We start from the raw sequence: 23735 nt of genomic DNA on the forward strand, positions 1-23735 counted from the left end.
CTATACCCCCTTAAATGTTAGCGTCAACGTATGGCGCCCGCTCCGCTCGTGCTCTAGCATCAGCTCATATGAGAGAAAGAGCTGCCCTTGTTTCCGTCTTTCGTCATATCGGAACTCGATCGCCTCCGTTTTTGTCGCCAGCCCCCACCGTCCAAACACCGTTTGGTAATGGCCCGGCATTTCCTGCTGGCAGCGGAACGTTTGCCGCATCTCAACCGCCCCAGAACGGAGAACGGTCACCTCGTCAGGCGCGATTTTCACAATGTTGTTCACCCGTCCGAGTTCGTTTTCCTCGACAAACTGCAAATACACCGTTGTCCCCTTTATGTAATACATGCCGTCCACTTCAAGCGCGATCGTCTCTTGGTGCGCACCGTCGCGGATGACGGCCACTTGACGAAGCCGCACCGGAATCCCGTTTGTTTCGTTCATATTTGCTGAACACACCTTTGCGAACCCAGTCATAACAATAAGTATAAAGAACTGTTCCGCCCGATTCAAGGGGCGAGAAAAAGAGAAGGCCCAAAGCAAGCGCTTTGAGCCTAGTCATCTCAGCTTGACGATGAGGCGCGAACGCGTTGCAGCACGGCAATGGCAAAGGAAATGACGCCGAGGACAACAAGTACTCCGCCGAAGGCCGTCAACGGTACGAACGCCTCATGACCGTACACGACAAAAATAAGACCGATCATCATGAGCGGCAGGCCAATATTGTGCAGCCAAAAATGGACTTTCGCCCATTTCGTCGCTGCTGCCTGTGGGAATAAATGATAGATGATGCCCGCAAGCGTCAAAGCCGTCCAACCTAACAGGTTGATATGGACGTGAACCGGTGTGAGCACAAACGAATGGGTCATCGACATGCCAAGTCCAATCAAGACACCGATGACGAAGTATACAACGGAAATTTTGATCAGCCTAATGCCCACTTTTTCCTTATCCCCTTCCTAATGGTAAATTTGTTAAGTGCATTGAATATTATTCCATATGGCACGTCCATATTCCTGCAACCTTTCTCCTACAAAAAAAGCGCCCCCGCCTATTTTGAACATATCCCTGTCAAGTAGACAGTGTGAAAAATACCCACCTTCTTCAGCTGCTTGTTAGGATAGTGGAATGAGGAAACGTTGTCAAGGAAAGCACTTGACAACGTCTCCTTCATTCCACTTCATCGTTGGCAAGCTGAAGAAGGAGACATTCTCAGCCGTTCGTCTGCTAGGCTGCTTGGGCAATTCGGTATTCCACTGGGCTGAGGTAGTCTAGTTTTTTCTGGCACCGTTCATAATTATAAAAATACATGTACTGATCGATCGCCTCGATCATTTCCTCTTCCGTTTCAAAGGTGGGAAGGTCCACCATTTCCGATTTCAAATGCCCGAAAAAATTTTCCATGCAGGCATTGTCTAAACAGTTTCCTCTTCTGGACATACTAGGAATGATATGATGAGCCTTCAGCAGTTGATGGTACTGGCGGGATGTGTACTGGGAGCCTTGATCGCTATGGAGAAGGACTCCTCGCGCATCCCGTTTTTTGATGGCATCCTTGACAGTTTCGATCACCAATTTTAAGTCATTCGAACGACTGATGCGATACGCAATGATTTCATTGTTGTACAGATCTTTAATAGCAGACAGATACAAATAGGTTCCTTGAAATGGCACATAGGTAATATCCGTCACCCATTTTTGGTTGGCTGCAGTGGCCACAAAATCACGGTTTAACACGTTCGACGCTACGATATTCTCCTTTCCCGCTTTATACTTCGGCTTTTTTCGACGGATTTTGGCCTGAACCCCCAACTCTTTCATCAGTCGGTACACTCGCTTATGATTCACGGTCTTCCCATAATTTCGTTTTATCCATGCTTTCACGCGGTAGTATCCATAGATCCCATTGACCTTTTGATGGCATTCGAGGATCATTTGTTTGATTTGTTCATTTTCCTTTTGCTTCTCTGTGACGATTCCCTGCTGGTTCATCCATCGATAGTATCCACTTCTTGACACACCGGCCAGTTGGCATAGCCAGGCAATCGGATAGGTGTTGGATAACTCCTGAATGATCGAGAACCGCTCTTTCGGTTTCACCTCCTTGCCAGCTCTCGTAACTTTTTTAAATAATCATTCTCTGCTTTCAGTCTTCGATTCTCTTCCTCTAAACTGCACTCTTTTTTTCGAGGCCTTCCCTTGAATGGAGACTTGGATGTCCCGCGCCGTTCTTCGAGCCCTTTTAGACCATGTTCATGGTAACGTTTTACCCAAAGTCTGATCGTTTTCGTGCAGGGAATCCCTAACTCTTGGCATATCCGCTTATATCCCCATCCTTCTTCGATGTACATCTGGACAGCCCTCCATTTAAACTCCACGGAATAAGTGGTCTTCCCTTTCGGTGTTTGCTTGGTCTCGAACATAAACAAATCCCTCCAGTGTTTTTACTGACAGTATGGGCATTTTCCCAACTGTCTACACTAGAGGGATAATATCATTTGCGATGGAGACGCTTTTTTCTCTATTCACTTGGCCACCCAACCCAGCAGCATTTCCCGCACAAGCTTGCTCGCTGTATTGGCGGTTTGTTCCGAATGGTCGTAAATCGGTGCGACTTCCACCAAATCGGCGCCGACGACGCGGACGTCGGAGCGGGCGATCTCATGGATGGCGGCTAATAGTTCTTTCGATGTAATCCCACCGGCATCGACCGTTCCCGTGCCTGGGGCGTGAGCGGGATCAAGCACATCGATGTCGATCGTCACATACACCGGGCGGCCGGCGAGCTTCGGCAGCACGGAACGGAGCGGTTCAAGCACCTCAAACTTGGCGATGTACATGCCGTTTTCTTTCGCCCATTCAAACTCTTCTTTCATGCCGGAACGGATGCCAAACGAAAAAACGTTCGTCGGTCCGATCAAGTCAGCGACCTTGCGGATCGGCGTCGCGTGCGACAGCGGCTCGCCTTCGTAATGTTCGCGCAAGTCGGTATGCGCGTCCATATGAATGACGGCGACATCCGGATAATAGTCGTACACCGCTTTGATCACCGGCCAAGAGACAAGGTGTTCACCGCCAAGACCGAGCGGAAATTTTCCAGCATCGAGCACTCTTCTGACAAACTGCTCAATCAGCTCCAAACTGCGCGCCGCATTGCCAAACGGCAGCGGGATATCACCGGCGTCAAAGTAGCGAACGTCCTTGAGTTCACGGTCCAAATACGGGCTGTACTCCTCAAGCCCGATCGACACTTCGCGGATGCGAGCCGGGCCGAACCGCGAGCCGGGCCGGTAGCTGACCGTCCAGTCCATCGGCATTCCGTAAATGACGGCTTCGCTTTCTTCAAAATTCGGATGGCTGCCGATAAACACGTTGCCTGAATAGGCTTCATCAAATCGCATCGCCTGCGCCCCCTTACTTCGTTAAATCGGCGACAAATTTCGGCAAGACAAAACACGCTTTGTGCAGCTCTTTCGTGTAATAGTTCGTCTCAATGTCATGGAAACGGTCGTCGCTCACCGCAAGCGGGTCGTATTTTTTCGAACCGAGCGTAAACGTCCAGAGCCCGCTTGGATAGGTCGGAATGTTCGCCGTATATAGACGCGTAACCGGGAAAATCTCCTTTACATCACGGTAAACGGTGCGAATCAAATCCGCCTTAAACCACGGATTGTCCGTTTGGGCAACGAAAATGCCGTCCTCTTTCAATGCCTTGGCAATGCCGGCGTAAAACCCTTTTGTGAACAAGTTGACCGCCGGACCGACCGGTTCTGTCGAGTCAACCATAATGACGTCATACTCATTTTCGCTTTTCGCGATATGCATAAACCCGTCATCGACTTTCACTTCGACGCGCGGATCGTCAAGTTGGCCAGCGATTTCCGGCAAATATTTTTTCGAGCATTCGATCACCTTGCCGTCGATTTCAACCAGCGTCGCCTTTTTGACGCTTGGGTGCTTCAACACTTCACGAATGACGCCGCCGTCGCCGCCGCCGACGACCAGCACGTTTTCCGGATGCGGGTGGGTAAACAGCGGCACATGGGCGACCATCTCATGGTAGACAAATTCATCTTTTTGCGTCGTCATCACCATGCCGTCTAGAATGAGCATGTTGCCAAACTCCGCCGTTTCGACCATATCGAGCTTTTGAAACGGCGTTTGCTCTGTATGTAAAGTGCGGATGATGCGTGCCGTGATGCCGAAATGTTCCGTCTGCTTTTCCGTAAACCATAGTTCCATTCGGTAACATCCTTTCTCCGAGCGTTTGCTTACTATCAAGTTTCCCTTGCCAACAAAAAACTAAACATGAAAAAGTATAGAGCAATCTAGCAAAAATGCAAGGGGAACGAGTTTAAAATAACAAAATTTTTTTCATACTAGTAAGAAAAGCGGAAAGCGCCTCCCTATCAAGCAGGCGCCTGCGTCAAGCACCGCTGAAACCGTTGGGGGGATGGGCAATGGAACCGATCCCGAGCAGCCGTTTTCGGGGCACGTGGAAATATGTGCGCGCCGCCGTCTTTATCACCGTGTTCCTCGCCGTTTTTGCTTTCGCTGCTCTCGGGGGCTTTATTTTGTTTGCCAAAATGGCAGGAGCACCGCCGGTCGCTGTGCCGCAGACGACATTGTTTTATGCCGATGACGGCAGCAAAATCGGGGAAAGCGACCAAGGGCAGAAGCGTTACTGGGTTCGTCTCGATGACATCTCGCCGCACGCCATAGAAGCAACGATCGCGGTGGAAGACCGAAAGTTTTACAGCCACCACGGCTTTGACTTTAAGCGGATCGCCGCCGCTGTCATCGCCAACGTGCGGGCGATGGCGAAAGTCGAGGGCGCGAGCACGATCACGCAGCAATACGCGCGCAACTTGTTTTTGACGCATGAAAAAACGTGGTCGCGGAAAATTCAAGAGGCGCTTTATACGATCCGCCTTGAAACCAACTACAGCAAAGACAAAATCTTGGAAGGCTACTTAAATACGATTTATTACGGACACGGAGCTTACGGCATCGAAGCAGCAGCCCGCTACTATTTCGGCAAGCACGCGAGCGAGCTGACGCTCAGCGAAGCGGCCATGCTAGCCGGCATTCCGAAAGGGCCGTATTACTACTCCCCGTTCGTCAATGAACAGCGAGCGAAAGCGCGGCAAAAAATCGTCCTTCTCTCCATGGCGGAAGCCGGCTACATCAGCCGCCAAGAAGCGGAGCAGGCCTACCGTGCCAAACTCGTCTACGTTCGGCATCATGAACGCGAGCAGCCGATCGCCCCGTATTTTCAAGATGTCGTCAAGCAGCAGCTGCGCACGAAGCTTGGCCTTGATGAGCGGACGATCGAGCTTGGGGGGCTGCGCGTCTATACGACGCTCGATCCGCGTCTGCAACGAATTGCCGAGGAGCAAATCGCGCGCATCATCAACCCAAACTCGGCCATTCAGGCGGCGCTGGTCGCCATGGATCCGCGAACCGGAGAAGTAAAAGCGCTCGTCGGCGGGCGAAACTATCAAGAGAGCCCGTTCAACCGGGCGGTGCAGGCGGAACGCCAGCCGGGGTCGACGTTCAAACCATTTTTGTATTACGCGGCGATCGAGCAAGGATTCACGCCATCGACCCAGCTGCGCAGCGAACTGACGACGTTTACGTTTGATGACGGCCGGGCGAGGTACACGCCTCATAACTACAATGACTATTATGCGAACGGCCCAATTACCCTCGCCCAAGCGCTCGCTGTATCCGACAACGTCTTTGCGGTCAAGACGCTGCAATTTATCGGAGCCGACAAACTCGTTGACACAGCGAAGACGCTCGGCATCACGAGCAAGCTAAAAGCCGTGCCGTCATTGGCGCTCGGCACTTCGCCAGTGAGGGTGATCGACATGGTCGCCGCCTACAGCACCATCGCCAACTACGGCAAACGAAACGACCCAGTGTTCATTAAAAAAGTAGTCGACAGCGCCGGCAACGTGATCTACGAGCACCAGCCGGCAAGCCGGCAAGTGCTCGACCGCGACGCGGCGTTTGTGACGGCCCATTTAATGACCGGGATGTTCGATCCAAAGTTAAACGGCTACACCACCGTCACTGGACAGTCGATCGCCGATGACATCACACGACCCTACGCCGGCAAGTCGGGAACGACAAAAACGGACAGTTGGATGATCGGGTTCGCCCCACAACTAGTCGCCGGCGTCTGGACCGGCTACGACCGCGGCGAGCCACTAGATCGCTTTGACGAAAAACAATACGCCAAACAAATCTGGGTTCACTTTATGGAAGAAGGGCTCGCCGATGAACCAAAACGGTCATTCAAACCTACGAAAGGAGTCATCGGCGTCGACATCGACCCGCAAAACGGCAAGCTGGCCACCGACGCTTGTCCGGTGAAGCGAAAAACGTATTATCTCATCGGCACCGAACCGACTGACTATTGCACCGACCATCTGGAAAAGAAAAAGAAGAAAAAAGAAGACGGAAAAAGCTGGTTTGAGAAATGGTTCCCGTGGTTTTAAATCAGAAGCCCGAGTTCGACAGTGACTAGGCAAACAAAATGCCTCTCATCCCTTGATACCAAAGGGACGAGAGGCATTTTGGCATATTTCGGGCGTGTACCTAGGAGGAGGGGGATGAAATCGTGCACACTGCTTCCTAGCATCGTTTCTCAAATAGAAAAGCCTTGCAACACCGCACACTTTTATTCATCGACCAAGGGAAACCAATGTTTTTTACCAGCCTTCTAGGAGCATTCCTGTTAGAAGCTTTTCCGAGGACTTGAACAAAAAAAGCCCTCTTGGTATGATGCAGGGGTGTCAACCAACAAATGGACCCTGAATTCATGCCAAGGAGGACTTCAGATGAATTGTACACAAAATCACAAGATCAATCAAGTCACGGATGAAACACTCGTGGTAGGGATGGACATCGCCAAACGAAAGCACTACGCCTGCTTCGTCGATGCCCGAGGACGCGTGCTCCAGAAATCGTTTCCCGTCATCCAGTCGAAACAAGGCTTTGAGCAGCTGGATCAGCGCATTCGACAAGCGATGAACGAGTTTGGGAAAACCAAGGTCATCGTGGCGATCGAGCCGACCGGGCACTACTGGTTGAACCTGGCCTATTTCCTTGAGGAAAAAGGGATCCCGTTGGTCATGGTCAATCCTGCGCATGTGCGCCGATCGAAAGAGCTCGATGACAATCTGCCGACGAAACACGATGCCAAAGACGCACTGGTCATTGCCAGACTGGCGAAAGACGGGCGGTTTAGCTTCCCTCGGCTCCTTCGCGACATCGAAGCGGATTTACGCGTGGGGAGCACGCTGCGGGAGAAGTTCATGAAAGAGCATACAGCCGTGCGCAACGCGATGATCCGTTGGACCGACCGGTATTTTCCTGAGTTCTCCGCCGTCTTCTCCAACTTTGGGAAAATGGCGCTGGCCGTGCTGGAACTCACCCCGTTTCCGGAGGAGATCACCGGCCGCACCGTGGAGGAGCTTGTGGAGATCTACCGGCAAAGTGAAGGGCTGAAAGCGCCCCAGAAACCGAAAATCCGGAAGCTGCTTGAGGCCGCGAGCCATTCCATTGGCGTGACGGAAGGACAGCAGATGGCCCGTTTGGAGATCGCCGCGCTCGTCCGCCGATATCGCCAATTGGAGGAGGAAATCGCCGCGCTGGATGCGGAACTGACGGCATTGGCGCAAACGACCGTGGAATATCAGTGGTTGAAAACGGTGGATGGTCTGGGAGATGCCACGATCGTTGACCTGTTGGCCGAGATCGGGAGCTTTGCCCACTACCGGGACCCGCGGCAACTGATCAAATTAGCGGGCCTGACGCTCAAGGAGAACTCCTCCGGCCAGCACAAAGGGCAAAAACGGATCTCGAAACGGGGACGAAAACGGCTGCGTTCGGTTTTGTTTCGGACGATGATCCCCCTGATCCGCCATAATGAGGCGTTTCGCGAGTTGCATAATGATTACACGACCCGGGCGGTGAATCCGCTGTCCAAAAAACAATCGATCGTGGTGTTGTGCGGCAAACTGCTCAAGGTGTTGTTTACCATCTGCACGAAGAAGCAAGCGTTTGATGGAGAACGAATGAGGCAAGATGTCTTTGCCCATGTTCAAGTCCGGGCCGCCTAGTGCCTGTCTTCTCGCGTAAAACGGAATTCTCTTGACAACAGGATGACACCGGAGAAGCTGGCGCGATATCATCCATTCGACCTTGAGTCCCTGTAGGAGCTTAGCCGGCCTCTGCCTGATGAAGAGACCGAACGAGGGAATGTTGGCGCGAAGACGCCCGGAGACATGGGAGGGTTCGTCCTCATCAGCGATGCAGAGATCCAAGGGTGCATCGAATACGCTTCTTCCCACTGCAGTAAAAAATACCCAGCAGTGGCCGCGAAGCGCACCCTAGGTCTGTAAGATATCCACAAAACTGAAAAAGGATGTAAGGGATTTTGTCGAAAAATATTTTTTTGACACCCCTGAGAGGCCGCAAAGCCTTGATACATCAATATTTATAGAGGGAGGGAGGATGGTGATGGAATCCTAAGAGGCTGGTGATTTAAGGGAGCAAGCCGCTTGTCAGGTCCGTTTCTCCAATAGAAAAACCTTGTCACATCAGGATCTCCTTTCAAACGATCTCCCATTGCTCAACAGAAACAACCGTTTTTCACCGGCCTTCTAGAACGGTTTCGTTTGCGTGTATTTCTGGAGTGTACACGGAACACTACAGGTAGTCCTACTTACAACATTTTATACAATTGAACGGCTATGTATACAGCCACTCCCCATATGATCAAAGCTGATAGTTTATTTACCATTTTTAAAAGTGTTCCCGTTGTATCGAAATTACCGACTATTCTTCCGGCAATGGCAAGACATAAAAACCAAATCCAAGAAACCGAAATGGTCGCAATAGTAAACACCACTTTGTCTAATCCATTGTAATTCAGCGAACTAGTTCCAATCACCCCCACTGTATCTAGGATGGCATGTGGGTTGAGAAGGGACACCGATAATGCAAACATAATCTGTTTTTTAGGAGTCAACGCAACTTCATTCTTCCTTAAGCTTGCAGGGTCGCTATTCCAAATAGACCACCCCATATAAATCAGAAGAATAACCCTAAAGAAAAGAGTACAGTTTGTAGTAAAGGAACCGTAAAAACAAGAACAGAGACTCCAAAAACAGCTAACAAAATGAGTAAAGTATCACAAAGCGAAGCTGTAATGATTACTGGAACTGCCCCTCTGAACTTTGGCTGTGAGGCCCCTTGGTTGAAAACAAAGACATTCTGCGCACCGAGGGGTAGAATTAATCCAAAAGCTAATGCAATCCCATGAAGCAATGCTGTCAACATGATGCTCCCACCTTTTCATGAACCCATTAACTAATGTTACCTTTACTTCGATCAAAAGAGATGCCACATATATCCTCAATGACACTATAAAACCCTGGTAAGAATGATTGAAAAAATCCCGTACAATGATGAGCCTCTCTGTATGCAGCGTCCTCCATTAGGATTAAATGTGCCTTCTTTAAGTTATAGTGGGGAATCGCAGGAAACAAATGATGTACAAGGTGATAATTGTCATGATGTGGATGTAAAAAGAATCTTCCTATTGGGGTACAAAAAGTATGTCTAAAACTATGAACCAATCATAACCAATTGCCAAGAAGTTATACCAATTATTCCTAGCGTACAGTTTTTGGATTTTTGAACGCAGTTCCGGAGAAAAATTTGCTTTTATCCTTTTATGTTTCTCTGTCTGCATATTCACCCTCCTCTTTTTTATATATAAACCAACATATAATGAATAATAAAATATTTATAATTTTTTGTAAATATTTAGATGAGCAAATTCCCTAACATAAATTTACAAACAAAAAAGGAGACATGAACCCGATTCCTTGGTTAGAATCAATGTACCACCTCATCTACAGTATAGAGTGAAGTCTCCCCCTTTGATATTTACAGCTTATCGATTTCTTATTGAAATATTATTCGGAAAATGAAGAAAGGTGAGCCGTACAGTGAAATCGACAAAGATGACGTTGCATGTCAACATTTGTAGAAAATAGTCGTATTTTTTAGAATGAATTGTTTTGTAAATTCCCTCCTTTTAATTCATAATGTAGTTGTAAACGGAAATTTTAATAATTTAATAGCTTCTTAAAATTAAAATAATAAAAATATTATCAGCTATCATTGGTGTTTTTAGCTTGGCTTTTGCAATAGTTGCTTTGACTGCAAGTGACAAATACGATGGTTATTTTACTACTTCCGTCATGACAATCGGGTCACTGGATGTATCGGATGAACCATATCTCCTGTTACCCACTCTCAACAAATATACTTTAGAAAGAACTGTTTCTATAGAGGCTTACCGCAAGGGTTTTCTTGGTTATAGTAAGGAGAAACGATTAGTACAGTATCTTCTGATGGAACCAACAAATCGTTACGAACAAGTGGGCTTCCAGATGATAACTACAAGTTAAAACTTGTCGAAATAAGTGGAAAACGGCTCTTCACCAAAATTTGTACTTGATTTTTTCATCATATACCTTACTTAATACAACCAAGAAAGAGCAGGAAACAAATCATTTTTTGCATACACTTGTTCAGAGAAGTATACCGTAATGTTGTGGTAATAAGCCACTTTCTTACCTTATGATCAATTTTAAAAAACATAACAACCTATGGAAGAAGGGAATAGAAAGAGAAAAACTCGAAAAACAACAAGTGGAAGTCACTGAGGTAAAAGTTTGTCACTCCTTTGTTTTGGCTACTGAGTGTGCAGCTGCCTCAATGATGGCCGAAAACAATGTAGGTGGTTAGCTTTTTTCTACCGACCGTTGAAATTCAAGGAAAAATCGTGAGTGTGGAAGACAAACTTTTGACAATATCACATTTTATAGGGAGGTAAATTGCATATTATGGTGAAATTTAGTATAAGTTTAACAACTTGTATTTCAATATTGGTTATTGGATTAAATAATGATGTATTTGCTGCTGGATCTGAGAGACTTCAAAACTTACAACCTAGTGACCCAGGTTACGTAGGTGCTTTAAATGACCGTCCATCCAATGGCCCTAGTGAAACAACTGAACCAACTACTGGGACAATTAAGCCTTTAAATGCCGATTATTGGTATCAATATGAACCTAGTACAATAAAAGTATTGATGAGAGAAAAAAATGATCCAACTGCTACAGGACCAGTAAAATCCTATGATTTTGGCTATTATCTTCAAAATGTACTACCGAATGAATGGTTTGCTTCTTGGCCTAGCGAGGCATTAAAAGCTGGCGCTGTTTCTGTTAGAAGTTATGCTTGGTACTGTACAAACCATTATAAATACCCAAATATAGGCGCGGCATTAGATAACACGATAAATTCTCAAGTTTTTAAACCTGGCACAGCAGTTTCAAAGACTAATAGTGCTATCAGTGCTACATCAGGTGAAGCACTTATTTACGGAGGGACCGAAATCCCAGGTTATTACAAAGCGGGCTCCTATGGACCGGATAGGGATTCCTCAAGTTATAATATAAACAACAATGCATATCAAAATGGAGAGCATTATTGGGCCGATCAAGGAAAAACGTATAGATGGATGTTAACTTATTACTACCCTGGAACATCTATCATTACAGGTAATGGAGATTAAATTTACAGCCGTATATTGGAAGGGGAAGAAACAATGAAAAAACTTATGTTTGTAGTAATCACTTTCGCTTTATTTTTATTAGCTTCATGTGGTGATAGTGCAAAGAAGCCTTTACACCAAAAGGAGCCACAAACGGCTCGTTCTAATATTGTTAAAACACCTGTCCCAGAGGCACAAAAGGTGATTGAAAAATTTTATCAGGATATCAACAAACAAAAATATCAAGATGCGGCATCGCTTCTAGGCCCGCAATTGAAATTTGAAGGGCAACCAGAGTATAGTAAATACCTTAAAAATATGAAGCAGGTTACCATCACTAAGCTTGTTGATATCTCTAATGACTCAGGCCCCATTGACCCGAATTATAAACAATATTTTGCGCTCAAAGTCTATTATGGGGAACTTAACATTAAGGTACAAGATCCTAATTTGGTTCCCACTTTAGGCGGGAAAAATTATCGAAGATTTATTCTCATTAAGGAAAATCGAGATAGTCCTTGGCTAATTGATACTGATGAAAATACACCTAAGAGAGAGTCTTAACAAATAAAACTGCTGAACAAAAACTGTAGATGAACATTCCTCTCACAAATATCCATCCGTCTGGGGCATTCGCTCGTTTGGCGGATGGTGCACACACCTTCACGCAAGCGTTTCATCTGTATGACAAAACAGCGGGAAGAAGCAAGATCGACCTAGCGATCGAGAGGTTTTCCTCGCTCAAAGCAAAGTGGACTCGGCCGATGTGCGTGGTATCCATCCCAAACACTCATCGAAGCCTGCCTGAAACAAGGATTCCAGTCATCGCCATACTCAAGACGAACCGGATTCTCTATCCGAAAGGCATCGCCGTCCAAGCGAAGGAGTTTGCCCGCTATATCGAGTCCAACGCCCCCCCGCCTCGTCACGGTGGGGAACGAACGTTACCGCGTGTATCGCTACGAGGGAGCGATCCATGGCCTCGATGACGCGGTGGTGCGGCTGGCTTGGAAGGCGGATGAACCGATGGCACCGGATCATCTCCATGTCATGTCGTTGTGAGCACCGACCGGGAGCTTAGCGATGAAGAGATCTTGCGTTACGATGCCCAGCGCTGGACGATCGAATGCGTTTTCCAGCAGGCCAAAGACCAGCTGAAGTCAGGTGGTACCGTGTTCGCCACGTTCGGACAGTGAAACGGTATGGGGCAGTGGTGCTGTTCGCCTGCGTATCCAGCATCGCGGAATCTCACCAAGACCTCTCTTCCGGCCTGGAGCTTCTTCGGTCTCGGAAAGGACACAGCATCGTCGAGTTCATCTACGATGCCGCAAAGCAAGAGATTCCCATTGATGTGATCAAAAAACAGCTCCATGTTGCCTAAGGGATACCCTGTTTGTCTCTTAGGGAATGAAAATTACTGTAATGAAAAATGCTCATCTACAGTAATAAATTTAGAGATGCACTTTTAAGATTAGGTTCTTTTAGATTGTCTTCATAACTTCATTTGATTTCCCCAGTTTATGTTTTTTAAGAGTAGAATTCACAATCCAATAAACGGGGATTGAAATCACCAACGAAATGATAGACATGATTAACCAAGCGTTTCCTATCCCATAAAAATCCGAAAAGAATCCATTTAACAGTAAAGCCAGAATCGTTGCTCCAGCTTCTAAAGTGTTGAAAAATGAGAGTAAAGTAGACCTGTTCTCATTTTTGATATTTTGATTCAAAAACGTATATCGAATGACTTCTTCTGAAGCAGTAATGACCACATGTAACAAAAATAATAGTAAAGCAATTCGATCATCGCCTGTTAAAACGCAAAAAATAATGGAAAACGTATTTAATATGGTACTTCCTATGAGGATATAGATTTTGTTTTCAGACAGAGATGATATTTTTCTGGACAAATAAGCCCCGAAAATACTACAGAGATTCAAACCAATCCATAGATATCCTGTATGGATATCTTTTGTTCCATTTTGGAAAAAGAGTTGCCATTGATTTCCCGGTCCGCTAACAATGAATGACAAAGGTAAAAAGGACAGGCAGATTAGAAAAAATGTCTTATCATTTCGTAAAAAATGAATTCCTTCTTTTGTTGTTGCCTTCAACATGTTAAAACTTCGACCAATATTTGTTAAACGGGAGCTTTCTTCCCACTTCCGTTTAGGCTCTTTCATTTTCAATATCGCAACAATCATCGAAATAATTAACAGTATAATCCCTGCCAAAACAGGATAACTCAAATCAACATTACCTAAAACTTGCGCTCCCAAATATCCACTCAATAAATTAACTGTCGTGCCAGCCATGCTATTTATTGAAAAGACTTTATCAAATGTGAATGTTTCATCTATAGCTAAAATACGATCTATCATCCAAGAATCCAACGTACCCGACTTTAACGATTCACCTATTGCAGTAAAGATCGCTCCTAAAATTAAAAATGTAATATTCCCCCAATCTATAAATAAAAAAAGTAAACCGATACTTCTAATTATACAACTACTAATGATGGTGTTCTTCCTGCCGAATGTATCAGCAATAATTCCAGAAGGAGTTTCCGTTAAAAAACTTACGATCCAAAAAAGGGATAAAAAAATGTTCATTTCCGCATAACTGTAATGCAGTGATTCCATATATAAATATAGTGTTGCACCAAACACAGCTATACCCATACCATATAAAATATTAATGATATAGTATGTGTTTATGATGTGTTTAATCTCTTTCATTTTTCATCATCACTCCTGCTAAAAGGTCTACTATGGCATGGGCAACTGTTGAAGCTTCTATCTCATCGCTAAAATGCAAATTTATGTAAAAAATCTTATTCATCTACAATTATTTACTGTACTGTAGATGAGCAAATTCCCCAACATAAATTTACAGCCAAACAAAAAAGGAGACATGAACCTGATTCCTTGAGTAAAATAGATGTGCTCAAACCCATTCACACAAGGAGGTTCATGTCTTAGGAATCGATGAGCACATCATCAAGGAATCCATCCATTTTTCATGACGCTGGGGGTGGCGCTTGATTTCTTGAAGCCGGTCATCAAGCATCTCGTTCATCTTGTCGATGCCCTGTACCAAGGGATGTTCGGGGACATTGATGGATGTCGGGTACTGGAGTTTTCACCCGAATCATCGAACGACATTGAGCCACTTTTTCACGAAAAGCCCTTGGAACGAGGGAAACCTGCTTGAGAAGTTTCAAGAAATGAAAAAATGCTCATGTACAGTTTTCAAGAAAATCCCCTGCGCATGGGCAGGGGATTTTCTTGTCCTAGTTTTCCTGTGTTATACATGTAGATTTAGTTTATCCTTTTTTCCAGACAAGAACAAGCCCTTGCCCAAATATGTTCACAAAACCGTCACAATTCGCCTTCAAGCCCTTTTTTCAGCTCATCGCTCGAACGGTTCCACATGTCGATGTCGTGGCCTTTCAAAAAGTCGGCGAGCACCCGTTTGGATTTCGCATCCATATGATCGACAATGATGTGCCGCTTCAGCGATTTATCGAGACGGTTCACATGTTCCGGCAATAGCTTATAGCCGCGGCGCGCCTCGCGGTCAACGGTCATTTCACACGCCGTCACCCCGGCGTAATACGGGCCGTCCTCGCGGCGTTCAATCGTCACCCAGACGATCCAATACGGCTTGCCGTTCGGCACGGCCGCACGGTCAGGCAAAAACTTAATGCCGCGCTCGACGGCGCTGCGCGCATGCATCGCCCCCATATCGACGAACGCTTCGCCCGCCTCGACGTCAATGATGACCGGCGAGACGTTTTCTAAGCTCAACGCCCCGGCGCCAAAACCGCGGTGCCCGTCGGTCGGATCGTCTTTGATGATGTTAAAGCCGATCGTTTTTTTCTTTTTTTGCTCCATGCGCGGTTTCCTCCTTCCTTACATAAACAAACGAGCAACAACCGATTGCAGACTCTCAAGCACAAACGGCAGCGCCAGCTGAAACACCGGCTCAATCGTATAGCGGTCAAGCGGCGTCAGCACAAGGACTAGAAAAATCAACGCCCCGTAGCTCTCCCATTGCGTCATCTTCGCCCGCAAACCGTCGGGAGCCAAATCTTCGATGATCCGATACCCGTCGAGCGGCGGAAACGGCAACAAATTAAACAAAAACAACACCGCATTCAGGCCGATAAAAATTTGAAAAAACTGGTCAAACCCCGCAGCAAACCAATCCGGCAGCGCCCGCATGATGCCGAAATCAACCATCGCATACCAAATGACAAACCCAAGCCCGGCGAGCACAAGATTGCTGAGCGGCCCGGCAACCGAAACGAGAATGCCGGCCAGACGGGGATTTTTAAAATGGAAGCGGTTGACCGGCACCGGCCGCGCCCAGCCAAATCCAGCGAGAAAAATAAGCAAGGTGCCAAGCAAATCCAAATGGGCCAACGGCGATAACGTCAACCGCCCTTGGTTTTTCGCGGTCGGGTCGCCGAATTTGTAGGCGACGTACGCATGGGCGAACTCGTGCACGGAAAACGCTAACGCCAGCGTCAAGAGCACGTACGGAATTTCACTTAATGAATATGGAAAAAAATGTTCCACTTGATTAACTCCCTTTCCCCTATATTCACCACTTTTAGTATACATGATTTGCCGCGAAAAGTGGACTGAACTTCATCATTCCATGGTATAATAAGCGCGACAGCACTCGACAAGGAAATGGGGGAACCATGATGCCGTATGTCACGATCAAAATGCTCGCCGGCCGCACGGACGAGCAAAAGAAAGCGCTTGTTGAAAAAGTGACGGACGCCGTTGTGGAAACGACGGGAGCGAAAAAAGAGAGCGTTGTCGTTTTCATTGAAGAAATGACGAAAGATCATTACGCCGTCGCCGGAAAACGGCTGAGCGACGCGGAGTGAAGAAGCGATGGGGGCGCCTAAAACGCCCCCGTTGCATTTTTTATAAAAAACGAATATTATTATAATGGTTTCTAACATTGTTCGTTTTTAGGAGGTCGCCCATGATTCGTTTCGCCGAAAAACAGACTGACCGCAAGACGGAAATGCTCGCCGGGTTGACCACGTTTCTCACGATGGTGTACATCATCGTCGTCAACCCGGTCATCTTGTCGGACGCCGGCGTCCCGTTTGAGCAGGCGTTTACAGCCACCGTCATCGCCACGATCATCGGGACGTTGTGGATGGCGGTTTTCGCCAACTATCCGATCGCCATTGCCCCTGGTATGGGACTGAACGCCTATTTCGCCTATTCGGTGGTTGGCTCGCACGACAACATTTCGTACGGAACGGCGTTTTCCGCCGTGTTTGTCGCCGGGGTGCTGTTTTTGTTGTTGTCGCTCACCCCGCTCCGCAGCAAGCTGATTGAAGTGATCCCCGACAGCTTAAAGCACGGTATCACCGCCGGCATCGGGCTGTTTATCGCCTTCATCGGCCTGCGGCTGACCGGGATCATCAAAGCTCACCCGCAAAACTTGGTGGCGCTTGGCGACTTGCATGCCCCGTCGGCCGTGTTGACGCTTGTCGGCCTCGCCGTCACGCTTGTTCTTATGATGCGCGGCGTCAAAGGAGCGCTCTTTTACGGCATGGTCATCACCGGGATCATCGCCTATGCGACCGGGCAACTGCACTTTGACAAAGGCATCGTGTCGCTGCCGGCGCTGCCGGACGGGGTGATCGTTGCCAATCCGTTTGCGGCCGTTGGGGATGTGATCAGCCATCATTTGTACGCCGTCGTCTTCTCCTTTTTGCTTGTGACGCTGTTTGACACGACCGGCACGATGATCGGCGTCGCCCAGCAAGCGGGATTGATGAAAGGGAACACGCTGCCGCGCGCCCGCGAAGCGCTCTTGGCTGACTCGGTCGCGACTACGGTCGGGGCCATGCTTGGCACAAGCCCAACGTCAGCGTACATCGAGTCGTCCACGGGGGTCGCTGCCGGCGGGCGGACCGGATGGACGGCGCTCACCGTCGCTGTCCTGTTTGTCATCGCCGCCTTTTTCAGCCCGCTGGTCAGCGCGGTCGCCGGGTTATCGGCCATCACCGCCCCGGCGCTCATCATCGTCGGCAGCTTGATGATCAGCCATATCGCCCATATTTCGTGGCATCAGCTCGACGAGGCGTTTCCGGCCTTTCTCATTCTCTTAAGCATGCCGCTCACCTCGAGCATCGCGACCGGCATCGCGCTCGGCTTCGTCTCGTACCCGCTCTTAAAAATCGCTCGCGGCCGCTGGCGCGATGTGCATCCGCTCCTGTACGTGCTGGCGGTGCTGTTCTTTTTGCAGCTGGCGTTTTTGCCGCACTGATGGAATCAACCCGATGCTCGGTTTTCAATGACTAAAAAGCCCGCTTATACGCGGGCTTTTGGATTGCATCGGCTGCGCAGCGCTTCAATATACGCATACGCCTCTTCGATTTCTTCCGCCGTATAGCGCTGCTTGCTTTTGACGACGGCGATTTTCTCTTTTACTTCCTCTTTCGACAAATGTTCAAAATAGAGCACTGTGGAAACCAGTTCCAAGAAACGCGCGTTTTGTCCGTTCATCACCTGCATGCATTCGTCAAGACCCGGCATGTCCCAGTCATAATGGCGCAAAAACTGTTCGCCCGCCTCGGTCAGCGTATAGCGATATTGCACATAGCCGCTCTTTTTCTCTTTCTCCTCCTGCAAAAAGCCGAGCGCGCACAGCTCTTCAATGCGGCATGTGAGCTCTTCGGAATACGGGCCGTAAAAATGGAAATCGAACTTCTCGTAAAACGGAAAGTCGAGCTTTTTCGCGATGTAAATCATTTTTTGCAGCTTTTTGCGGCCGACAATTTCCCCGGCGGCCGCCAACGCCTTCATCACTTTCGCATGCTCCGTGAGCACCCTCCGTCATCTCCTAACCCTTTAAAATTTCGAGAATCGCTTTCTTCACCGTTCGCTTCGCCGACAAGTCTTCTAGGAAGTCGGCCGGGAAATACAGCTTATGGTCGGTGCGCCGCTTGCCGGAAATGGCGTCAACGAGCACCGATTCGCGCGACAGCTCGCGCAGTTCCCCGTTCGGCATCAGCAAATAAATCGGCAGGCGTTCGCCTTCTTCTCCCGGTCGATAGAAGTCGTACGGCAAATCTGACGAGGAATCGACAACCAAATAATAGTCCGGGTCAATCCCCGCTTTGCGAAACAAACCGGTCAGTTCGATCAACTTCGCCATTTGATCGTTCGTCGGATGGAATTCAGTATATTTGAACAGGCGACGGCGCACAAAGCGACGGCATAAATCGCGCAAAATCGGATCTTGTTCTTCTTGCCATTGTTGAAAATAAAACAAAATGATCGACTCATCGAGCGCCAAGTAATCGTCAAGCGCTACGTTTCCAGCGAAAAACGACAAAAAGTGAACCGGCTTCGTTTGAAACGAGTAGCCGTCTTCGTACAGTTTTTTCGCCCGATGCAAAATTTTCGTCAAAATGACTTCCGCGCTGCGTGTGACCGGGTGGAAATACACTTGCCAGTACATTTGGTAGCGGCTCATGATGTAATCTTCAACCGCATGCATGCCGCTCCGCTTAATGACGACTTGGTCCTCGCGCGGGCGCATGACGCGCAAAATGCGCTCCATGTCAAAATAGCCGTAGCTGACGCCGGTGTAGTAAGCATCACGCAACAAGTAATCCATCCGGTCAGCATCAATTTGGCTCGAAATGAGGCTGACGACAAGCTTGTTCGGATACGTTTTGGCAATCACTTCAGCGACCCTTCGCGGAAAATCGTCATCCACTTGGCGAAGTGCGGCGTTCACTTCCGTATCGCCTAAAATGATAGCACGTGTAAAATCTTCGTGATCAAGGCGAAACACCTTCTCAAACGAATGGGAAAACGGGCCGTGCCCTAAATCGTGCAAAAGCGCCGCACATAGGCAAAGAAGTCGCTCGCTATGGTCCCAATGGTCGCGGCCGACAAACACGTCATCAATGATGCGGCGAATGATTTCGTACACGCCGAGCGAATGGTTGAATCGGCTGTGCTCGGCGCCGTGAAACGTCAAATACGTGGTGCCGAGCTGCTTGATGCGGCGGAGGCGCTGAAATTCCTTTGTGCCGATCAAATCCCAAATCACTTTGTCGCGAACATGTATGTATCGGTGCACCGGATCTTTAAACACTTTTTCTTCGTCAAGCTGCCCGCCGGAATACATCGCATCCTCCTCTTCCGTCTCGAACATACATTTATTATACGCCGTTTCGAGCCGTAAAGAAATAGTTGACTTTTTTCTCCGTCTTTCTCCAGTATTGACGAAAAACAGGTTTATCACCACAACGTGTACTTGACAGACGGTGCACTTCTCTGAACAAGTATAGGCTGATTGGTTTCCTGTTCTTTCGTGGATGCATAAGTAAGATGTATGGTGAAAAAATCAAGTACAACTTTTGGTGAAGAGCCGAAAAACATAAAAATCACCTTCTTTCGGCAAAGAAGGTGATGCAGTCAACGGTTTTTCAGCCGTTCGGCAATTTTATCGATCAATTCGTCCTCGGTCAGCGCCGCCACCGGGCGGTTGTTGACGAAGGCGAACGTTTTTTTTCGCCCTGGACCGCAATACGACTGGCAACCGATTTTAATGACGGCGTCCGGGTCCAGCTTTTTCAAACGCGGCAGCAGCGTCTTCAAATTCGGCGCCTTGCAGTCGTCGCAAACGCGAAACTCATTCGCCATCATTCGTCATTCCTTTCTGTGGCGTTTGCCTTGTGTATTCTACCCCTTTTGCAGGAAAATTGCAAGTTTACCGCTTTTATTCTCATAACTTGTCAATCCTGTAAACTGGAAATGTATAAACAGTGACGCTGTTGCCTATCCTTTTTACTAGTATCGAAAAAGGAGTGGGGAACAATGAAACAACGGCAAGATGCTTGGACAGAGGAAGACGATTTATTGTTGGCTGAAACGGTGCTTCGCCATGTGCGCGAGGGGAGCACCCAGCTCAACGCGTTTGAAGAAGTCGGCGACAAGCTAAATCGGACAGCGGCAGCGTGCGGCTTCCGCTGGAATGCGGTCGTCCGCCATCGCTATGAGGAAGCGCTGCAGCTGGCAAAACAGCAGCGCAAAGAACTTATGCGGCTGCTCGCCAAACAAGGGGGCGCGAAAAAACGGCGCCTCTATGAACCACCAATGCCATCGCTTGAGGAGCTCGGCGAGGTGATGCAGCTGCCGGCCGTCATCCCGCCTGCCGCTTCGCAACAAGTGACGCTCGACCAAGTGATCGCCTTCCTAAAAACGTTTCAGTCCCATGAGCGGAAGCGGGAGGCGCTCGTTAAAGAAAATGAGCGGCTGCGCCGCGAAATTGAAGAATTGAAGAAAACGAATCAAGAACTGGAAGAAAAAGTGGCACAGTTGCAAGCAAACTCGTCCACCGTTCAGGAAGATTTCGAGACGTTGGTCAACATTATCAATCGGGCGCGCAAAATGGTGTTAAAAGAGGAAGAAGAGCGGGGACTGACGTTCCGCATGGACCCGAACGGAAACTTAGAAAAAATCGCCGAGTAATGAAACAGGATGCCGCACTGTTTGCGGCATCCTATGTTTGTCGGCCAGTCCCGCTCTTCTCCTGCCGCCCCTAAGAGGCTGGTGATTTAATGGCGTATACGGATTTACCATGTCATTTCTCCATTAGAAAAACCTTTGTTGTATCGGACCTGTGTTTCAATCATTCTCCCATTGATGAAGGGAATCAGCGGTTTTTCACCAGCCTTCTAAACATCGGCGGCCACGTCCCCCGTTCCGCTCGGTTTTTCGAAAGACACGACGGCATTCCGTTCCACCATGCGGGCCCAATAATATTCGTACCACTCCCATTCTTCCCCCTCGAGAGCAGAGGAATACAGCTGACCGCCAAACGATTGCAGCGTTCGCCAGAGGGCAACCAACAGCTCAGCGACGGACAACGGGCGGCCGGTAAGTTCGGACAGCGAGGCCATGACTGCCGGGTCGACAAGGGGATAGGCGAAAGTCGTTTGTTTTCCTTGCCGCCCGAGCTCATAAAAGCGGCGAATCAGCTCCGCGCGCGCCGAGCCGCTTCCCGTAACGCAAAGATAGATCTGCACAGCAACACCGCCGCGCACGCGCCGTTGGGAAATGCCAGCGAACTTTTGGCCGCCGATGCTCAAGTCATAGCGGCCCGGGCAATACGAACCGACGACCTCCCCTGCTTCGATGGTGACGCCGTACGGGGCGAGCATGGCAGCCATGAGCGCACACATGGCTTCATACCCTTGCTCAACGGCAATGGAACGGCCTGTTTCCGGGAAAACAAGAGAAATGTTCAGCACCCCGCTATCCAACACGACAGCGAGGCCGCCGGAGTTGCGGACGACGACGCGGTAACCTTGTCGGCGCAAAAACGACACCGCCTCGGCGATGTGGGGAAGCTTCGTATCCGCCGCCCCTAAAACGACGGTATGCTCGTGCACCCAAGTGCGCACGACCGGATCCGACCGCCCGGACCCGACCGCGGTGCATAGCGCGTCGTCCGTCGCAAACGACTGTTTCGCATCAAACAGCGGGCCGAAATGAGACTGGTCGATCACTCTCCACTTCGGCTGCCGCAACAATTCATGGCTCATCACGGTTAGCTCCTTACGTTGATCATTCCGCCCCCATTATAGCACAATCGATGGAGATGTTGCGCAACCGGATCGCCGAACAACAGCCGGCCTTTACACGAGTTGCGCTTCGCCCAATCGTTACTAATGCATCAGCAATGGACGTTTCCCCCACCTGCGGCCGCGCTGAGAAAAGCGTTCTTCCCGGTCAGCATGAAAGAGGGTGTCCCGAACACGCAGGGCACCCTCTTCTGTCACTATATCCAAAAATATCTTCTCTTCGCATCAAGAAAGGGCGAGCTTTTCAACCCTTTCCTGCCGTCATCCGGTCGGTCTCGGTGACCTTTTGAGCGAATCCGTTTTTCCCTTCACCGGCGCACGCGAGCCGCACGACGGCCTTTTCTTTTTCCCCTCACTCTCCAAGCGACTGAGCGGCGGTAATGAGGGCAAGCTTATACGCATCTTCCGCGCTGCAGCCGCGTGAAAGGTCGTTAACCGGTTTGTTCAACCCTTGCAAAATCGGTCCGACCGCTTCAAAGCCGCCAAGGCGCTGGGCGATCTTGTAGCCGATGTTGCCCGCCTCAAGGCTCGGGAAGATGAACACATTCGCATCGCCTTGAATCGGGGAATCGGGGGCTTTCTTTTTCGCCACTTCCGGGACAAAAGCGGCGTCAAACTGGAACTCGCCGTCAATGACGAGCCCCGGCGCCATCTCACGCGCCAGCCGCACCGCCTCTGCGACTTTTTCCGTCTCTGGCGAGGAAGCCGATCCTTTCGTGGAAAAGCTGAGCATCGCCACCCGCGGCTCAAGGCCGAACATTTTCGCCGTCTGAGCGCTCTCAACGGCGATTTCCGCCAAATCCCGGCTGTCGGGGGCAATGTTGATGGCGCAATCGGCGAACACATACTTCTCCTCCCCGCGCACCATAATGAACACGCCCGATGTTTTGCGGATGCCCGGTTTCGTCTTAATGATTTGCAACGCCGGTCGGACGGTGTCGGCCGTTGAGTGGGCCGCCCCGCTCACCAAACCGTCAGCGGCTCCCGTGTAAACGAGCATCGTACCGAAATAGTTTTCATCGAGCAGCAGTTCGCGCGCCGCCTCCTCGGTCACTTTTCCTTGACGCCGTTCGACAAAGGCCGCAACCAGCTCATCAAACCTAGCATAACGGCGCGGATTGACAATCTGTAGACCTTCCAGTGACAAGCCAAGCGCCGCTGCCTTCACCCGCACCGCTTGTTCGTCGCCAAGAACGATCGGCTGAAGCACTTGCTCTGTCACCAACCGGCTGGCCGCCGCCAAGATGCGGTCATCCATGCCTTCTGGAAACACGATTTTCCGTCCCGTTCCGGCCACCTTTGCTTGTAACGCCGCAAACAAATCATTTGCCACCAGTTACGCCTCCTTCATTTTCGCGGTTGGCGTGCGGCCGCCCGACCGCTCCCTTTCTCCGGCCTCCTAGAGCGACGGTCATCACGCCATCCTGTCCTTCTACTTATAAGCATACCTCTTTTCAGCG

The 23735-nt window shown here is 49.1% G+C and carries 21 protein-coding genes and 4 pseudogenes; 9 read left to right on the forward strand and 16 right to left on the reverse strand.

What is annotated here, in order from left to right:
* The 6 genes from ACTVIM_RS16645 to speE form a co-directional block, all read right to left on the reverse strand.
* Positions 1 to 432, reverse strand: a complete 432-nt coding sequence (locus tag ACTVIM_RS16645; protein WP_033021880.1) for a DUF1934 domain-containing protein — start codon at positions 430 to 432, stop codon at positions 1 to 3.
* Positions 433 to 551: 119 nt separating this feature from the next.
* Entirely contained in the window at positions 552 to 929 is a 378-nt protein-coding gene (locus ACTVIM_RS16650) for a hypothetical protein (RefSeq protein WP_063167162.1), read from the reverse strand.
* Between the two features lie 286 nt (positions 930 to 1215).
* Positions 1216 to 2088, reverse strand: coding sequence for an IS3 family transposase (locus tag ACTVIM_RS16655; protein ID WP_011231374.1), 873 nt, complete (start codon positions 2086 to 2088; stop codon positions 1216 to 1218).
* Positions 2085 to 2411: a transposase gene (locus ACTVIM_RS16660; RefSeq protein WP_011229672.1), complete on the reverse strand. Its 327-nt coding sequence runs from the start codon at positions 2409 to 2411 to the stop codon at positions 2085 to 2087. Before ACTVIM_RS16660 ends, ACTVIM_RS16655 begins: the two co-directional genes overlap by 4 nt.
* A gap of 102 nt (positions 2412 to 2513) precedes the next feature.
* Positions 2514 to 3389, reverse strand: a complete 876-nt coding sequence (gene speB, locus ACTVIM_RS16665) for an agmatinase (RefSeq protein WP_031406593.1) — start codon at positions 3387 to 3389, stop codon at positions 2514 to 2516.
* A 13-nt stretch (positions 3390 to 3402) separates the two neighbouring features.
* Positions 3403 to 4230 (reverse strand): polyamine aminopropyltransferase, encoded by an 828-nt coding sequence (speE, locus tag ACTVIM_RS16670; RefSeq protein ID WP_033021876.1) that lies wholly within the window; start codon positions 4228 to 4230, stop codon positions 3403 to 3405.
* 218 nt (positions 4231 to 4448) lie between these two features.
* Here speE and ACTVIM_RS16675 point away from each other — a divergent pair, with 218 nt between their 5' ends.
* Both ACTVIM_RS16675 and ACTVIM_RS16680 read left to right on the forward strand, forming a co-directional pair.
* Positions 4449 to 6494, forward strand: coding sequence for a transglycosylase domain-containing protein (locus ACTVIM_RS16675; RefSeq protein WP_445613259.1), 2046 nt, complete (start codon positions 4449 to 4451; stop codon positions 6492 to 6494).
* Positions 6495 to 6836: 342 nt separating this feature from the next.
* On the forward strand, positions 6837 to 8120 hold the full coding sequence (locus ACTVIM_RS16680) for an IS110 family transposase (protein WP_445613260.1): 1284 nt from the start codon (positions 6837 to 6839) through the stop codon (positions 8118 to 8120).
* Positions 8121 to 8725: 605 nt separating this feature from the next.
* On the opposite strand, the pseudogene ACTVIM_RS16685 reads toward ACTVIM_RS16680, so the two are convergent.
* Together ACTVIM_RS16685 and ACTVIM_RS16690 are read right to left on the reverse strand one after the other, a co-directional pair.
* A pseudogene (locus ACTVIM_RS16685) lies at positions 8726 to 9342 on the reverse strand (LysE/ArgO family amino acid transporter).
* A 26-nt stretch (positions 9343 to 9368) separates the two neighbouring features.
* Positions 9369 to 9626 (reverse strand): annotated as a pseudogene (locus ACTVIM_RS16690) (fatty acid desaturase); the annotation flags it as partial.
* 1293 nt (positions 9627 to 10919) lie between these two features.
* Between ACTVIM_RS16690 and ACTVIM_RS16695 the strand changes: the two are divergent.
* From ACTVIM_RS16695 to ACTVIM_RS16705, 3 genes and pseudogenes are all read left to right on the forward strand, one after another.
* Positions 10920 to 11654: a SpoIID/LytB domain-containing protein gene (locus tag ACTVIM_RS16695; RefSeq protein ID WP_445613261.1), complete on the forward strand. Its 735-nt coding sequence runs from the start codon at positions 10920 to 10922 to the stop codon at positions 11652 to 11654.
* Positions 11655 to 11687: 33 nt separating this feature from the next.
* Positions 11688 to 12197, forward strand: coding sequence for a DUF4829 domain-containing protein (locus tag ACTVIM_RS16700; RefSeq protein ID WP_445613262.1), 510 nt, complete (start codon positions 11688 to 11690; stop codon positions 12195 to 12197).
* Positions 12198 to 12260: 63 nt separating this feature from the next.
* Positions 12261 to 13014, forward strand: a pseudogene (locus ACTVIM_RS16705) (transposase); the annotation flags it as partial.
* A 100-nt stretch (positions 13015 to 13114) separates the two neighbouring features.
* Here the strand turns inward: ACTVIM_RS16705 and ACTVIM_RS16710 are convergent.
* On the reverse strand, positions 13115 to 14371 hold the full coding sequence (locus tag ACTVIM_RS16710; RefSeq protein ID WP_445613263.1) for an MFS transporter: 1257 nt from the start codon (positions 14369 to 14371) through the stop codon (positions 13115 to 13117).
* A 283-nt stretch (positions 14372 to 14654) separates the two neighbouring features.
* Here ACTVIM_RS16710 and ACTVIM_RS16715 point away from each other — a divergent pair.
* Positions 14655 to 14859 (forward strand): annotated as a pseudogene (locus ACTVIM_RS16715) (IS701 family transposase); the annotation flags it as partial.
* 154 nt (positions 14860 to 15013) lie between these two features.
* Here the strand turns inward: ACTVIM_RS16715 and ACTVIM_RS16720 are convergent.
* On the reverse strand, positions 15014 to 15529 hold the full coding sequence (locus ACTVIM_RS16720; RefSeq protein WP_033023326.1) for a YwhD family protein: 516 nt from the start codon (positions 15527 to 15529) through the stop codon (positions 15014 to 15016).
* An 18-nt stretch (positions 15530 to 15547) separates the two neighbouring features.
* Positions 15548 to 16216 carry a site-2 protease family protein gene (locus ACTVIM_RS16725; protein ID WP_033023324.1) on the reverse strand — a complete coding sequence of 223 codons (669 nt, stop codon included), beginning with the start codon at positions 16214 to 16216 and terminating at the stop codon, positions 15548 to 15550.
* A 131-nt stretch (positions 16217 to 16347) separates the two neighbouring features.
* Here ACTVIM_RS16725 and ACTVIM_RS16730 point away from each other — a divergent pair, with 131 nt between their 5' ends.
* Both ACTVIM_RS16730 and ACTVIM_RS16735 read left to right on the forward strand, forming a co-directional pair.
* A complete protein-coding gene (locus tag ACTVIM_RS16730) occupies positions 16348 to 16536 on the forward strand; it encodes a 2-hydroxymuconate tautomerase (RefSeq protein ID WP_020961553.1) in 189 nt (62 codons plus the stop codon).
* A gap of 101 nt (positions 16537 to 16637) precedes the next feature.
* Positions 16638 to 17939 carry an NCS2 family permease gene (locus tag ACTVIM_RS16735; RefSeq protein WP_061912367.1) on the forward strand — a complete coding sequence of 434 codons (1302 nt, stop codon included), beginning with the start codon at positions 16638 to 16640 and terminating at the stop codon, positions 17937 to 17939.
* A 44-nt stretch (positions 17940 to 17983) separates the two neighbouring features.
* Here ACTVIM_RS16735 and ACTVIM_RS16740 read toward each other — a convergent pair whose 3' ends face one another.
* From ACTVIM_RS16740 to ACTVIM_RS16750, 3 genes are all read right to left on the reverse strand, one after another.
* A complete protein-coding gene (locus ACTVIM_RS16740; protein ID WP_445613264.1) occupies positions 17984 to 18502 on the reverse strand; it encodes a YwgA family protein in 519 nt (172 codons plus the stop codon).
* A gap of 13 nt (positions 18503 to 18515) precedes the next feature.
* Positions 18516 to 19814, reverse strand: coding sequence for an HD domain-containing protein (locus ACTVIM_RS16745; protein WP_445613265.1), 1299 nt, complete (start codon positions 19812 to 19814; stop codon positions 18516 to 18518).
* 290 nt (positions 19815 to 20104) lie between these two features.
* Positions 20105 to 20332: a DUF1450 domain-containing protein gene (locus ACTVIM_RS16750; protein ID WP_033021653.1), complete on the reverse strand. Its 228-nt coding sequence runs from the start codon at positions 20330 to 20332 to the stop codon at positions 20105 to 20107.
* Between the two features lie 174 nt (positions 20333 to 20506).
* Between ACTVIM_RS16750 and ACTVIM_RS16755 the strand changes: the two genes are divergently transcribed.
* The gene (locus ACTVIM_RS16755) at positions 20507 to 21160 is read left to right on the forward strand and encodes an RsfA family transcriptional regulator (RefSeq protein WP_144976770.1); all 654 of its coding nucleotides are present in this window, start codon (positions 20507 to 20509) and stop codon (positions 21158 to 21160) included.
* A 206-nt stretch (positions 21161 to 21366) separates the two neighbouring features.
* Here ACTVIM_RS16755 and ACTVIM_RS16760 read toward each other — a convergent pair whose 3' ends face one another.
* Positions 21367 to 22236, reverse strand: coding sequence for a lipoate--protein ligase family protein (locus ACTVIM_RS16760; protein WP_061912370.1), 870 nt, complete (start codon positions 22234 to 22236; stop codon positions 21367 to 21369).
* A gap of 391 nt (positions 22237 to 22627) precedes the next feature.
* Entirely contained in the window at positions 22628 to 23608 is a 981-nt protein-coding gene (pta, locus tag ACTVIM_RS16765; RefSeq protein WP_033021628.1) for a phosphate acetyltransferase, read from the reverse strand.
* Positions 23609 to 23735: the final 127 nt, after the last annotated feature.

The sequence above is a fragment of the Geobacillus sp. YF-1 genome, from assembly GCF_052692335.1.

Excerpts from the sequence above, each read along its gene's own strand:
- ACTVIM_RS16675 (WP_445613259.1), top strand. The coding sequence starts at position 4,449 with ATGGAACCGATCCCGAGCAGCCGTTTTCGGGGCACGTGGAAATATGTG.
- ACTVIM_RS16755 (WP_144976770.1), top strand. The coding sequence starts at position 20,507 with ATGAAACAACGGCAAGATGCTTGGACAGAGGAAGACGATTTATTGTTG.
- ACTVIM_RS16760 (WP_061912370.1), bottom strand. The coding sequence starts at position 22,236 with ATGAGCCATGAATTGTTGCGGCAGCCGAAGTGGAGAGTGATCGACCAG.
- ACTVIM_RS16660 (WP_011229672.1), bottom strand. The coding sequence starts at position 2,411 with ATGTTCGAGACCAAGCAAACACCGAAAGGGAAGACCACTTATTCCGTG.
- speB (WP_031406593.1), bottom strand. The coding sequence starts at position 3,389 with ATGCGATTTGATGAAGCCTATTCAGGCAACGTGTTTATCGGCAGCCAT.
- ACTVIM_RS16735 (WP_061912367.1), top strand. The coding sequence starts at position 16,638 with ATGATTCGTTTCGCCGAAAAACAGACTGACCGCAAGACGGAAATGCTC.
- ACTVIM_RS16750 (WP_033021653.1), bottom strand. The coding sequence starts at position 20,332 with ATGGCGAATGAGTTTCGCGTTTGCGACGACTGCAAGGCGCCGAATTTG.
- ACTVIM_RS16695 (WP_445613261.1), top strand. The coding sequence starts at position 10,920 with ATGGTGAAATTTAGTATAAGTTTAACAACTTGTATTTCAATATTGGTT.
- ACTVIM_RS16645 (WP_033021880.1), bottom strand. The coding sequence starts at position 432 with ATGAACGAAACAAACGGGATTCCGGTGCGGCTTCGTCAAGTGGCCGTC.
- ACTVIM_RS16745 (WP_445613265.1), bottom strand. The coding sequence starts at position 19,814 with ATGTATTCCGGCGGGCAGCTTGACGAAGAAAAAGTGTTTAAAGATCCG.
- ACTVIM_RS16710 (WP_445613263.1), bottom strand. The coding sequence starts at position 14,371 with ATGAAAGAGATTAAACACATCATAAACACATACTATATCATTAATATT.
- speE (WP_033021876.1), bottom strand. The coding sequence starts at position 4,230 with ATGGAACTATGGTTTACGGAAAAGCAGACGGAACATTTCGGCATCACG.
- ACTVIM_RS16680 (WP_445613260.1), top strand. The coding sequence starts at position 6,837 with ATGAATTGTACACAAAATCACAAGATCAATCAAGTCACGGATGAAACA.
- ACTVIM_RS16730 (WP_020961553.1), top strand. The coding sequence starts at position 16,348 with ATGCCGTATGTCACGATCAAAATGCTCGCCGGCCGCACGGACGAGCAA.
- ACTVIM_RS16720 (WP_033023326.1), bottom strand. The coding sequence starts at position 15,529 with ATGGAGCAAAAAAAGAAAAAAACGATCGGCTTTAACATCATCAAAGAC.
- ACTVIM_RS16700 (WP_445613262.1), top strand. The coding sequence starts at position 11,688 with ATGAAAAAACTTATGTTTGTAGTAATCACTTTCGCTTTATTTTTATTA.